Genomic DNA, 12,829 nt, shown 5'->3' on the forward strand with positions numbered 1-12,829 from the left:
ATCAGGCGAATCCGTATTAATGCGTGCTAATTCTTTCCTTAGAGTCAGACTCTCGTTTCTCGTCCTTGGCAACAATCTCGGGAGCCACATCCGGCAAGGGCTCCGGGGCGTATTGCAGCGCAATTTGCAGGACCTCGTCAATCCATTTAACGGGTTTAATCTGAAGATCCTGTTTGATGTTGTCAGGAATTTCCTTCAAATCACGAACGTTTTCTTCAGGGATAATTACAGTTTTGATGCCACCACGGTGTGCAGCAAGTAATTTTTCCTTCAGACCACCAATCGCGAGTACCTGACCACGAAGGGTAATTTCACCGGTCATGGCAACATCGGCGCGTACCGGAATCAGGGTCAATGCCGAGACCAGAGCAGTACACATCCCCACACCAGCACTAGGGCCATCCTTAGGCGTCGCGCCTTCCGGCATGTGAATGTGAATATCGCGTTTTTCGTGGAAATCCAACGGGATACCCAAGCTCTTGGCACGGCTTCGGACCACCGTCAACGCAGCGGTGATTGACTCTACCATCACGTCACCCAGCGAACCGGTCTTGATCAACTGGCCCTTTCCGGGCACTACGGCCGCTTCAATGGTCAGCAATTCGCCACCCACCTGAGTCCATGCCAGACCGGTCACTTGACCGATTTGATCCTGAACCTCGGCCAAGCCGTAGCTGAATTTTCTTACGCCTAAAAAGTGCTCAAGCAGCTCTGGGGTCACGGTAACAGCAAAGCGTTTTTCCATCGCATGCTCTTTGACCGCCTTGCGGCAAATCTTCGCAATCTGGCGCTCAAGGCCACGTACACCGGCTTCGCGGGTGTAGTAACGGATGATGTCCCGGATTGCTTCGTTGTCAAATGCTAGCTCGCCCTTCTTCAAGCCATTGGCTTCGATTTGCTTTGGAGCCAGGTATTTGACAGCGATATTGATTTTTTCGTCTTCGGTGTAGCCAGGCAGACGAATGACTTCCATCCTGTCCAGCAACGCTGGCGGGATGTTCATCGAGTTGGAGGTGCACAGGAACATCACATCGGACAGGTCGTAATCGACCTCGAGGTAATGGTCATTGAAATTGTGGTTCTGCTCGGGATCAAGCACTTCAAGCAATGCCGAAGCCGGATCGCCGCGCATGTCACTGCCCATCTTGTCGATTTCATCAAGAAGGAACAGCGGGTTGCGCACTCCAACCTTGGTCATCTTTTGAATCAATCTTCCTGGCATCGAGCCTATGTAAGTACGACGATGACCACGAATTTCTGCTTCATCTCGCACGCCACCCAAGGCCATACGTACGAATTTACGGTTTGTTGCGTGGGCAATGGACTCGGCGAGCGAGGTTTTACCTACGCCCGGAGGACCGACCAAGCACAGAACTGGGCCACGAATTTTCTTCACGCGCTTTTGCACAGCGAGATATTCGAGGATTCGTTCTTTGACTTCATCCAGACCGTAGTGGTCTGCGTCCAGAATGTCTTCAGCGCGCTTGAGATCCAGACGCACCTTGCTCTGCGCCTTCCACGGCACCTGCACCAGCCAGTCGATGTAGGAGCGCACTACAGTGGCTTCTGCAGACATTGGCGACATTTGCTTGAGCTTGTTCAGCTCTGCCTGGGCCTTGGCCATTGCGTCTTTAGGCAAGCCCGCAGCGTCGATGCGTTTTTTCAGCTCTTCGATTTCGTTGTGACCTTCGTCACCATCGCCCAGCTCCTTCTGAATGGCCTTCATCTGCTCATTCAGGTAGTACTCGCGCTGGCTGCGCTCCATTTGCTTTTTGACACGGCCACGAATGCGCTTTTCCACTTGCAGCAGGTCGATCTCGGCATCCAGCAGTGCCAGAACGTGCTCAACCCGGGCCTGCAAGTCAATGATTTCGAGGATTTCCTGCTTCTGCTCGATTTTCAGCGCCATGTGCGCGGCCATCGTATCGACCAGGCGGCTTGGCTCATCAATGCTGTTAAGCGAAGACAGAACCTCGGCCGGGACTTTTTTGCCCAGCTGCACGTATTGCTCGAACTGCGAAAGCAGACTGCGAACGAAGACCTCGGATTCACGATCCGGGGCAGCCACTTCATCAATCAAGGAGACTTCGGCACTCAGATAACCATCTGCCTGGCCAAAACGCTCAACTGCACCGCGCTGCTCCCCCTCGACCAGCACTTTGACCGTACCGTCCGGGAGCTTGAGCAGTTGCAGGACAGTTGCAATGGTGCCGACGCGATAGAGCGCATCTTCGCCCGGATCGTCGTCAGCCGGATTCTTTTGAGCCAACAGCAGAATCTGCTTGTCGCCCGTCATCGCAGCCTCAAGGGCCTCGATCGACTTCTCGCGTCCCACGAACAGTGGGATCACCATGTGCGGATATACAACAACATCACGCAACGGCAGGAGAGGCAATTCGATGGTTGTCTTCATGATTTCGCCTCTACGGCGGCCAAAAGGCCGTAATCAGATGGATGTAAGCTTGAAGCCAAGATGGGGGCAGTCTTGAAAAAAAACAAGCGTTGAACGACAGGAAAAACAAAGGGGCCCGAAGGCCCCTTCTTTAACACGCAAGGTGTAATGCCCGGCATTACGTTTACGCGTCAGGTGCAACCTTGGCAGTCGCTTCGTTGTTTTCATAGATCAACAACGGCTTGGACTTGCCTTCTATAACGCTTTCGTCGATCACAACTTTACTCACCTCGGATTGCGAGGGGATTTCGTACATTGTGTCGAGCAGCACGCCTTCAAGAATCGAACGCAGGCCACGAGCGCCAGTTTTACGCTCCAGAGCACGCTTGGCTACGGCCTTCAAGGCGTCAGCACGGAACTCGAGATCAACACCTTCCATCTCGAACAGCTTCGCGTACTGCTTGGTCAACGCATTTTTAGGCTCGGTCAAAATCTGCATCAAAGCAGTTTCGTCCAGCTCATCAAGCGTCGCCAGAACAGGCAGACGACCCACGAACTCGGGGATCAGACCAAACTTGACCAAATCATCAGGTTCGACTTCACGCAGGGATTCGCCAACCTTCTTGCCCTCTTCCTTGCTGCGTACTTCAGCGCTGAAGCCGATGCCGCCGCGAGTCGAGCGGGCCTGCACAACCTTCTCCAGGCCCGAGAACGCACCACCACAGATAAACAGAATGTTGCGGGTATCAACCTGCAAGAACTCCTGCTGTGGGTGCTTGCGACCACCTTGAGGCGGAACGGAAGCCACGGTGCCCTCGATAAGCTTGAGCAAAGCCTGCTGCACACCTTCACCGGAAACATCACGGGTAATCGAAGGGTTGTCAGATTTGCGCGAAATCTTGTCGATTTCATCGATGTAGACAATACCCATCTGGGCTTTCTCTACGTCGTAATCGCATTTCTGCAGCAGCTTCTGAATGATGTTCTCAACGTCTTCACCCACGTAACCAGCTTCAGTCAGCGTGGTCGCGTCAGCAATAGTGAAAGGCACATTCAGCAGACGAGCCAGGGTTTCTGCCAGCAAGGTCTTACCCGAGCCGGTTGGGCCGATCAGCAAAATGTTGCTCTTGCCGAGTTCGACGTCGTCGTTCTTTTTGTCACGCTGGTTAAGGCGCTTGTAGTGGTTGTACACCGCTACAGCCAAAACCTTTTTGGCACGTTCCTGACCAATGACGTATTGATCAAGGATGCCGCTGATTTCTTTTGGCGAAGGTAATTTATGCGCGCTGCTCTCGGCCTGGGCTTCCTGCACCTCCTCACGGATGATGTCATTGCACAGGTCAACGCATTCGTCGCAGATAAAGACCGAGGGGCCGGCAATCAATTTGCGCACTTCATGCTGGCTTTTGCCACAGAAGGAGCAATAGAGCAATTTGCCGTTGTCCTCGCCGTTGCGGGTGTCAGTCATTCGATCGATCCAAATCCGATAGGCTTGCAACACAAGATGAAGGCAACTGCGGGCTTTTTCAAGCCCGCAGGTGGTCGGTTAACCCAACCACCCACATTTGAGCTGCTTAAGCGGGCATTTGACGCTTGCTGAACACAGAGTCGATCAAACCGTATTCGGTTGCACGCTCGGCGCTCATGAAGTTGTCACGCTCAGTGTCACGCTCGATGGTTTCGAGGGTCTGGCCCGTGTGGTGAGCCAGCAGCGAGTTCAAACGATGACGGATGTTGAGGATTTCCTTGGCATGAATGTCGATATCCGACGCCTGCCCCTGGAAACCGCCCAGTGGCTGGTGAATCATCATGCGCGAGTTAGGCAGGCAGTGACGCTTGCCCGGTGCGCCACCGGCCAACAGGAAGGCACCCATGCTGCACGCCTGACCGATACAGATAGTCGACACGTCAGGCTTGATGAATTGCATGGTGTCGTAGATCGACATGCCTGCAGTCACCGAACCGCCTGGGGAGTTGATGTAAAGATGGATGTCCTTGTCCGGGTTCTCGGCTTCAAGGAAAAGCAGCTGCGCCGCAACCAGGTTGGCCATGTAATCTTCTACAGGGCCGACCAGGAAGATGATTCGTTCCTTGAGCAGGCGCGAGTAGATGTCATAGGCGCGCTCGCCACGGGCGGACTGCTCGACAACCATCGGGACCAGGCCGCCAGCGGCGTGGATATCAGAGTTCTGCTGAATATAAGAATTGCGGGACATGTCCGGCAGTCACTCCCAAATAGTCTTGTCTGGATACGCATAAGCCAGCTCGAGGCTGGCTTATGGTTGTGTTTTCTAACGAGTCAGAAATCAGTCGGCTTGTGGAGCTTCCACCGGCTTGACAGCTTCTTCGTAAGAGACCGCTTTATCGGTCACCTTAGCCTTCTGCAGAACAGTATCCACAACTTGCTCTTCCAGCACAACCGAACGAACCTCGTTCAATTGAGCGTCGTTTTTGTAGTACCAAGCTACAACCTGCTCTGGCTCCTGGTATGCGGAAGCCATTTCCTGAATCATTTCGCGAACGCGATCTTCGTCAGGCTTGAGGTCGAACTGCTTGACCACTTCAGCTACGATCAGACCCAGAACTACGCGACGGCTGGCTTGCTCTTCGAACAGCTCAGCTGGCAGTTGATCAGGCTTGATGTTGCCGCCGAACTGCTGAACTGCCTGCACACGCAGACGATCAACTTCGTTGGACAGCAGGGATTTAGGCACTTCGATCGGGTTGGCAGCCAACAGACCGTCCATTACCTGATTCTTGACCTTGGACTTGATAGCCTGACGCAGTTCACGCTCCATGTTCTTGCGAACTTCGGCACGGAAACCTTCCAGACCCGTTTCCTTGATACCGAATTGAGCGAAGAACTCTTCGTTCAGCTCAGGCAGCTTAGGCTCGGAAACAGTGTTCACAGTCACGGTGAACTCAGCTTCTTTGCCGGCCAGGTCCAGATTCTGGTAGTCAGCAGGGAAAGTCAGCTTCAGAACGCGCTCTTCGCCAGCTTTAGCGCCAACCAGGCCTTCTTCGAAGCCAGGAATCATGCGGCCCGAACCCAGAACCAACTGAGTACCAGTAGCGGAACCGCCAGCGAATACTTCGCCATCAACCTTGCCAACGAAATCGATGTTCAGCTGGTCATCGTTCTGGGCAGCACGGTCAGTCACTTCAAAACGGGTGTTCTGCTTGCGCAGCACGTCCAGCATTTTGTCCAGGTCGGCATCAGCCACTTCGGCGCTCAGGCGCTCGATAGCGATAGTGTCCAGACCGGTTACTTCGAATTCAGGGAACACTTCGAAAGTAGCAACGTATTCCAGATCCTTGCCTTTTTCGAAGACTTTAGGCTCAACCGAAGGTGCGCCAGCCGGGTTCAGCTTCTGCTCAACCACTGCTTCGTAGAAGGAAGCCTGAATCACATTGCCCAGAGCTTCTTGACGCGCATCAGCTTCGTAACGCTGACGGATCACGCTCATTGGCACCTTGCCTGGACGGAAGCCCGGGATCTTGGCCTTTTGGGCAGTCTGTTGCAGACGCTTGTTGACTTCAGCCTCAATACGCTCTGATGGCACGCCAATGGTCATGCGACGCTCAAGAGCGGAAGTATTTTCAACAGAAACTTGCATGGATATTCCTCGTTGCACAGACATTAGCCGGCCGTTTCCGACCCCATAATCAAGGGCAAGCATTCTAGTGGGTCAAACTCAAGAAGTCACCCTACCGCAAACACCCTGAGAAACGGCCGACAGAAATTAAGTAAAAGCAGCCATTCGCCTCGCCTTCTATATAGATAGAAGCGTGTACCGATTATTTGGCGATAACAGGTAGCCTTTGGAGCCACCCAATCTGCGCGCATTGTCACACAAATCGTAAAGGACGCTAAGCATGCGACAAATGAGGCGCCGAGAGACACCCATATGTCCGTTTTTTCAAACTGCAGATACAAAAAAACGCCAGACTATTAATCTGGCGTTTTTTTAAATATGGGGTGGACGAAGGGGATCGAACCCTCGACAACGGGAGTCACAATCCCGTGCTCTACCAACTGAGCTACGCCCACCATAGTGCGCTTAAAACCCTGCTTGCCTGATGCAAAAAGCAGTTAAAACAAAAGAAAAAAGCCGCTACAAGCGGCTTTGTTCAAATTTGGTGCGGACGGAGAGACTCGAACTCTCACACCTTGCGGCGCTGGAACCTAAATCCAGTGTGTCTACCAATTCCACCACATCCGCAATTCAAACTTTTGAAGCAAAGACGCCAGATTATTAATCTGGCGGCCTTCTAAATATGGGGTGGACGAAGGGGATCGAACCCTCGACAACGGGAGTCACAATCCCGTGCTCTACCAACTGAGCTACGCCCACCATATTGCCTGTACCGCTTACTTGTGCCAAAGCTGCCTAATGGCGCACCCGGCAGGACTCGAACCTGCGACCATCCGCTTAGAAGGCGGATGCTCTATCCAGCTGAGCTACGGGCGCCTTGTTAGCCTGTATTCTTTGACGACTACAAACCAAGTGCTTTCAGTATCACCAAGCTGGACAACAACTTCGCTCTACCTTCTTAACCAGTGCTAGGCTGTGCCCGACAAGTGCGACGAATGTTATAGGCGAGCCTTAAAGTCGTCAACTCTTTTTTGAAAAAAGTTTAGAAATATAAAGGAGTTAGGGCAATAAACAGACCAGGCGCCTTTGCCCTCGCGCCACGGCATGCGAGAATGCACGTCCTTTTTCCACCCTTTACGATGGTTAATCACGCGTAATGACTGCACAACTAATCGACGGTAAAGCGATTGCCGCCAGCCTGCGCCAGCAGATTGCCAAACGTGTCGCCGAGCGTCACGAGCAAGGCCTGCGCACCCCTGGTCTGGCAGTGATTCTGGTCGGCAGCGATCCTGCTTCCCAGGTTTATGTTTCGCACAAGCGTAAAGACTGCGAAGAGGTAGGCTTTCTTTCCCAAGCCTATGATCTGCCTTCTGACACCACCCAGCAGGACTTGACCGACCTGATCGACCGTCTCAATGACGACGCGAACATCGACGGCATCCTGCTGCAACTGCCTCTGCCTGCCCACCTGGATGCTTCCAAACTACTGGAACGCATACGCCCGGACAAAGACGTCGACGGTTTCCACCCTTACAACGTCGGCCGCCTGGCCCAACGCATCCCGCTGCTGCGTCCATGCACGCCGAAAGGCATCATGGCCCTGCTGGAAAGCACCGGCCAGGATCTGTACGGAATGGACGCAGTGATTGTCGGAGCCTCGAACATCGTTGGCCGGCCAATGGCCATGGAGCTGCTGCTGGCTGGCTGCACCGTGACCGTGACCCACCGCTTTACCAAGGATCTGGCCGGCCATGTTGGCCGTGCCGATCTGGTGGTCGTGGCTGCCGGCAAACCAGGCCTGGTCAAAGGCGAGTGGATCAAGGAAGGCGCAATCGTAATCGACGTCGGCATCAACCGTCAGGCTGATGGCAAGCTGGTCGGCGACGTGGTGTACGAGACCGCCCTGCCCCGCGCCGGCTGGATCACTCCAGTTCCAGGCGGCGTAGGCCCGATGACTCGTGCCTGCCTGCTTGAAAACACCCTGTACGCTGCTGAAACATTGCACGGCTAAACGTTCAAGCGGCTACAAACACAACGGCACCTTCGGGTGCCGTTGTTATTGGCGCCGCCAAAAGCCGGACAAACAAAAGCCCGCACTTGGCGGGCCTTTATTCATACAACGAGCAACCTAGTCAGCCAAGCGCCAGGTCGTCCCGCCCTTACCGTCTTCCAGCACAACTCCCATCGCGGCGAGTTGATCACGAATTCGATCAGACTCTGCCCAGTCCTTGCCGGCACGGGCCGCCAGACGCGCTTCGATCAACGCATCTACCTGAGCCGCATCGATCTTGCCTTCAGCACCCGCCTGCAGAAAGTCATCCGCCTCAAGCTGCAACACACCCAACACATCGGCCAGTTGCTTAAGACGCGCCGCCAAGCCGGCAGCTGCCTGCAGGTCGGTTTCGCGCAAACGGTTGATCTCACGAACCATCTCGAACAGCACCGCACAGGCTTCAGGCGTACCGAAGTCGTCGTTCATGACCTGGGTAAAACGCTCAACAAACGCCTCACCACCGACCGGAGCAACCTTGGGCAGGCCTTTAAGTGCGTTATAGAAGCGATCCAGGGCCGCTTTCGCATCCTTGAGATTGTCTTCGGAGTAGTTGATCGAGCTACGGTAATGGCTTGAGACCAACAGGTAACGCACAACTTCTGGATGATATTTCTCCAGAACGTCGCGAATGGTGAAGAAGTTGTTCAAGGACTTGGACATCTTCTCGCCATTGATGCGAATCATCCCGCAGTGCATCCAGGCATTGGCGTAGGTCTTGCCGGTTGCCGCTTCGCTTTGGGCGATTTCGTTTTCATGGTGCGGAAACTCAAGATCGCTCCCGCCACCATGAATATCGAAGGTCTCACCCAGGCAGCAGGTAGACATCACCGAGCATTCGATGTGCCAGCCCGGACGACCAGGACCCCACGGTGACTCCCAGCTCGGCTCTCCTGGCTTGACGCCTTTCCAGAGCACGAAGTCCAGCGGATCATCCTTGGCCTCGTCGACTTCGATGCGAGCGCCAATGCGCAGATCTTCGATCTTTTTGCGCGACAGCTTGCCGTAGCCCATGAACTTGGCAACACGGTAGTACACGTCACCATTGCCCGGAGCATAGGCGTAGCCCTTGTCGATCAAGGTCTGGATCATTGCGTGCATGCCAGGGATATGGTCCGTGGCACGAGGTTCCATATCCGGCTTGAGGATATTGAGCCGCGCTTCGTCTTCATGCATCGCCGCGATCATGCGCTCGGTCAGCGCCTCGAAAGGCTCGCCGTTCTCCCGGGCACGATTGATGATCTTGTCTTCGATGTCCGTGATGTTTCGCACGTAAGTCAGGTTGTAGCCGCTGAAACGCAACCAGCGGGTCACCAGATCGAACGCAATCATGCTGCGGCCATGACCAATGTGGCAGTAGTCGTACACGGTCATGCCGCACACGTACATGCGCACATTGTTACCGTCCAGCGGCTTGAATACTTCTTTGCTCTTGGTGAGCGTGTTGTAGATCGTAAGCACGGCTTTTTCCTTCAAAACTTGATCACTGGCCCCACGAATCACGCAAGGTCACGGTACGGTTGAATACCGGGTGACCGGGTTTCGAGTCCTTGATATCCGCGCAGAAGTAACCTTCGCGCTCGAACTGGAAACGGTCTTCCGGCTGTGCATTACCCAGCGAGGGCTCAGCACGACAACCGGTAAGAACCTGCAGCGAGTCAGGGTTGATGTTTTCCAGGAAACCGGCGCCATCCTCGGCCTTTTCAGGGTTCGGCGAGCGGAAAAGACGGTCATACAAACGCACTTCGCATTCGACGCTGGCAGCAGCCGGCACCCAATGCACAACACCTTTGACCTTGCGACCTTCAGGGTTTTTACCCAGGGTTTCAGGATCGTACGAGCAATGCAGTTCGACGATGTTGCCATCGGCGTCCTTGATCGCTTCGTCAGCACGAATCACATAGCTGCCGCGCAAACGCACTTCGCCCGCAGGCTCAAGACGCTTGTAGCCTTTTGGCGGCTCTTCCATGAAGTCGTCACGGTCGATGTAGATTTCACGGGCGAACGGCAATACCCGAACCCCCATGTCTTCTTTCGGGTGACAAGGCAGTTCAAGGTTTTCGACCTTGTCTTGCGGGTAGTTGGTGATGATGACTTTCAGCGGGCGCAGTACGCACATGGCACGGGGTGCGCTGTGGTCCAGATCGTCACGAATGCTGAATTCCAGCATGCCGAAGTCAACCACGCCGTCAGAACGGTTGGTGCCGACCATGTCGCAGAAGTTACGGATCGACTTGGGCGTGTAGCCACGGCGACGGAAACCCGACAGCGTGGACATGCGCGGGTCATCCCAGCCATTGACGTGCTTTTCGTCAACCAACTGCTTGAGCTTGCGCTTGCTGGTGATGGTGTAGTTCAGGTTAAGACGGCTGAATTCGTACTGACGCGGGCGCGCAGGCACTGGCAGGCTGTCGAGGAACCACTCATACAACGGGCGATGGCTTTCGAATTCCAGGGTGCAAATCGAATGGGTGATCCCTTCGATGGCGTCCGACTGACCGTGCGTGAAGTCATAGTTCGGGTAGATGCACCACTTGTCACCGGTCTGGTGATGGTGGGCGTGGCGGATGCGGTACATGATCGGGTCGCGCAGGTTCATGTTCGGCGAGGCCATGTCGATCTTGGCCCGCAGTACGCACTTGCCGTCCTCGAATTCACCGGCCGTCATGCGGGCGAACAGATCAAGGTTCTCTTCGACACTGCGGTCGCGGAACGGGCTGTTCTTGCCAGGCTCGGTCAGGCTGCCGCGGTATTCCTTGGCCTGTTCGGGTGTCAGGTCGCAAACGTAGGCCTTACCCTCTTTGATCAGGTAAATCGCCCACTCGTGCAACTGGTCGAAATACTGGGAGGCATAACGCACTTCGCCAGACCACTCAAAGCCCAGCCATTTGACGTCGCTTTCAATGGCGTCGATGTATTCCTGGTCTTCCTTGGCCGGGTTGGTGTCGTCAAAACGCAAATGCGTAACGCCACCGAACTCCTGAGCCAACCCAAAGTTCACACAAATGGATTTGGCGTGACCGATGTGCAGATAGCCATTTGGCTCTGGCGGGAAGCGGGTCACGATCTGTGTGCATTTACCCGAGTCAAGGTCCGCCTGAACGATTGGACGCAGGAAATTGGCCGGGACAGCAGGGCCAGCCTTTGGATTCAGAGTGGGGTCGACAGTGGGCTTGCTCATAGGATCCTTGAACGTAACAGGGTGCGCGGCCTGGGTCGGCCGACTAAATCAAAGCGCCTATCATAGCCGATGCCGCCAAGTCACTGACAGAGCAGGTGCTCAATCAAAGCGATTGAAATGCCGGCTTTTAGTCCCCATATGGGAAAAACACCATCGAAATGCCGTGCGGGCACGCTAAACTCCGCCCGCGGCTGTATCTACCCAGCCAGCCTGGGGGATTGAGGTGCGTGTCACCGCGCCCAGGCCCGACGAATTCTCTGATAGAGCGATAACGACCATGACCAAAGTAAAACTGAGCACCAACCACGGCGACATCGTGATCGAACTGAACGCTGAAAAAGCACCGATCACCGTTGCCAACTTCATCGAATACGTTAAAGCCGGCCACTACGAAAACACTGTTTTCCACCGTGTAATCGGTAACTTCATGGTCCAGGGCGGCGGTTTCGAGCCAGGCATGAAAGAAAAGAAAGACAAGCGCCCAAGCATCCAGAACGAAGCTGACAACGGCCTGCCAAACGAGAAGTACACCGTGGCCATGGCTCGCACCATGGAGCCGCATTCGGCTTCCGCCCAGTTCTTCATCAACGTGGCTGACAACAGCTTCCTGAACCACAGCGGCAAAACCGCTCAAGGTTGGGGCTATGCCGTATTCGGTAAAGTCGTTGAAGGCCAGGATGTTGTAGACAAGATCAAAGGTGTTGCCACGACTTCCAAAGCCGGTCACCAAGACGTGCCTAAAGAAGACGTGATCGTCGAGAAAGCAGAGATCATTGAGTGATACTGCTGATTTCAGATTTGCATCTGGAAGAGGAGCGCCCGGACATAACCCGGGCGTTTCTGGATTTCCTGACCGGGCGTGCCCGCTCGGCTCAGGCGCTCTACATCCTGGGTGATTTTTTCGAAGCCTGGATTGGCGACGATGCGATGACGCCCTACCAGCGCTCGATCTGTGAAGCGCTGCGAACATTGAGCGATACCGGCACCAAGATTTTTCTGATGCACGGCAACCGCGATTTCTTGCTTGGCCAGGCCTTTTGTAAAGCGGCTGGCTGCACCCTGATCAAAGACCCCAGTGTTGTGGACTTTTATGGCGAGCCGGTGTTGTTGATGCACGGCGACAGCCTGTGCACTCGCGACGAAGCCTACATGCGCCTGCGACGCTACCTGCGCAACCCCATCACTCTGTGGATTCTGCGCCACCTGCCCTTGGGCACGCGGCATAAACTGGCGCGCAAACTGCGCAGCGAAAGCCGTGCCCAGACCCGCATGAAAGCCAATGACATCGTCGACGTGACCCCCGAGGAAGTGCCCCGGATCATGGCTGACTTTGGCGTACGCACCTTGATTCACGGCCATACCCACCGTCCCGCGATCCACAAACTGCTGGTTGCAGATCACGCCGCCAAACGCATTGTTCTCGGCGACTGGGACCGTCAAGGCTGGGTACTGCAAGTGGATGAGCACGGCATGCAACTGATGCCGTTTGATTTCGCCCCGCCACCACAATTGCAACACGGTCCGCCTGACAAGACCCTCTGAGCCAATCGCGAGCAAGCCCGCTCCCACAGGGCTTGCAATATCCACTAGCACCTTGTGGGAGCGGGCTT

Annotated in this window: 9 protein-coding genes and 4 tRNA genes; 3 read left to right on the plus strand and 10 right to left on the minus strand. The window is 54.9% G+C overall.

Going from position 1 to position 12,829, the window contains the following annotated elements; all coding sequences use genetic code 11:
* Nucleotides 1–16: 16 nt before the first annotated feature.
* The 8 genes from lon to AACY07_RS00140 form a co-directional block, all read right to left on the minus strand.
* Complete coding sequence (lon, locus tag AACY07_RS00105; RefSeq protein WP_133077954.1) at nt 17–2,413, minus strand: endopeptidase La; 2,397 nt, start codon at nt 2,411–2,413, stop codon at nt 17–19.
* A gap of 163 nt (nt 2,414–2,576) precedes the next feature.
* Nucleotides 2,577–3,860 (minus strand): ATP-dependent Clp protease ATP-binding subunit ClpX, encoded by a 1,284-nt coding sequence (gene clpX / locus AACY07_RS00110; RefSeq protein WP_046809721.1) that lies wholly within the window; start codon nt 3,858–3,860, stop codon nt 2,577–2,579.
* 106 nt (nt 3,861–3,966) lie between these two features.
* The gene (gene clpP, locus AACY07_RS00115; protein ID WP_016782312.1) at nt 3,967–4,608 is read right to left on the minus strand and encodes an ATP-dependent Clp endopeptidase proteolytic subunit ClpP; all 642 of its coding nucleotides are present in this window, start codon (nt 4,606–4,608) and stop codon (nt 3,967–3,969) included.
* Nucleotides 4,609–4,698: 90 nt separating this feature from the next.
* A complete protein-coding gene (gene tig, locus AACY07_RS00120) occupies nt 4,699–6,009 on the minus strand; it encodes a trigger factor (RefSeq protein ID WP_133077955.1) in 1,311 nt (436 codons plus the stop codon).
* Between the two features lie 358 nt (nt 6,010–6,367).
* Nucleotides 6,368–6,443 (minus strand) — tRNA-His (locus AACY07_RS00125).
* 87 nt (nt 6,444–6,530) lie between these two features.
* Nucleotides 6,531–6,615: transfer RNA gene (locus tag AACY07_RS00130), tRNA-Leu, on the minus strand.
* Nucleotides 6,616–6,671: 56 nt separating this feature from the next.
* Nucleotides 6,672–6,747, minus strand: a tRNA-His gene (locus AACY07_RS00135).
* A 40-nt stretch (nt 6,748–6,787) separates the two neighbouring features.
* A tRNA-Arg gene (locus AACY07_RS00140) sits at nt 6,788–6,864 on the minus strand.
* Nucleotides 6,865–7,144: 280 nt separating this feature from the next.
* On the opposite strand from AACY07_RS00140, the gene folD reads away from it, so the two are divergent.
* Nucleotides 7,145–7,999, plus strand: a complete 855-nt coding sequence (gene folD / locus AACY07_RS00145) for a bifunctional methylenetetrahydrofolate dehydrogenase/methenyltetrahydrofolate cyclohydrolase FolD (RefSeq protein ID WP_235574359.1) — start codon at nt 7,145–7,147, stop codon at nt 7,997–7,999.
* 117 nt (nt 8,000–8,116) lie between these two features.
* Here the strand turns inward: folD and cysS are convergent, their stop codons facing one another.
* Together cysS and AACY07_RS00155 are read right to left on the minus strand one after the other, a co-directional pair.
* Nucleotides 8,117–9,499, minus strand: a complete 1,383-nt coding sequence (cysS, locus tag AACY07_RS00150; protein WP_133077957.1) for a cysteine--tRNA ligase — start codon at nt 9,497–9,499, stop codon at nt 8,117–8,119.
* A 22-nt stretch (nt 9,500–9,521) separates the two neighbouring features.
* Nucleotides 9,522–11,219, minus strand: a complete 1,698-nt coding sequence (locus AACY07_RS00155; protein ID WP_133077958.1) for a glutamine--tRNA ligase/YqeY domain fusion protein — start codon at nt 11,217–11,219, stop codon at nt 9,522–9,524.
* 277 nt (nt 11,220–11,496) lie between these two features.
* On the opposite strand from AACY07_RS00155, the gene AACY07_RS00160 reads away from it, so the two are divergent.
* Together AACY07_RS00160 and lpxH are read left to right on the plus strand one after the other, a co-directional pair.
* A complete protein-coding gene (locus AACY07_RS00160) occupies nt 11,497–12,000 on the plus strand; it encodes a peptidylprolyl isomerase (RefSeq protein WP_019823171.1) in 504 nt (167 codons plus the stop codon).
* Nucleotides 11,997–12,761 (plus strand): UDP-2,3-diacylglucosamine diphosphatase, encoded by a 765-nt coding sequence (lpxH, locus tag AACY07_RS00165; protein ID WP_339473001.1) that lies wholly within the window; start codon nt 11,997–11,999, stop codon nt 12,759–12,761. The genes AACY07_RS00160 and lpxH overlap by 4 nt, the downstream gene beginning before the upstream one ends.
* The last annotated feature ends 68 nt before the right edge of the window (nt 12,762–12,829 follow it).

The sequence above is a fragment of the Pseudomonas sp. RL_5y_Pfl2_69 genome (assembly GCF_963970465.1).
Taxonomy (GTDB): Bacteria; Pseudomonadota; Gammaproteobacteria; order Pseudomonadales; family Pseudomonadaceae; genus Aquipseudomonas.

Coding starts and splice junctions, on each gene's coding strand:
- tig (WP_133077955.1), bottom strand. CDS start 6,009: ATGCAAGTTTCTGTTGAAAATACTTCCGCTCTTGAGCGTCGCATGACC.
- clpP (WP_016782312.1), bottom strand. CDS start 4,608: ATGTCCCGCAATTCTTATATTCAGCAGAACTCTGATATCCACGCCGCT.
- lon (WP_133077954.1), bottom strand. CDS start 2,413: ATGAAGACAACCATCGAATTGCCTCTCCTGCCGTTGCGTGATGTTGTT.
- folD (WP_235574359.1), top strand. CDS start 7,145: ATGACTGCACAACTAATCGACGGTAAAGCGATTGCCGCCAGCCTGCGC.
- clpX (WP_046809721.1), bottom strand. CDS start 3,860: ATGACTGACACCCGCAACGGCGAGGACAACGGCAAATTGCTCTATTGC.
- AACY07_RS00155 (WP_133077958.1), bottom strand. CDS start 11,219: ATGAGCAAGCCCACTGTCGACCCCACTCTGAATCCAAAGGCTGGCCCT.
- AACY07_RS00160 (WP_019823171.1), top strand. CDS start 11,497: ATGACCAAAGTAAAACTGAGCACCAACCACGGCGACATCGTGATCGAA.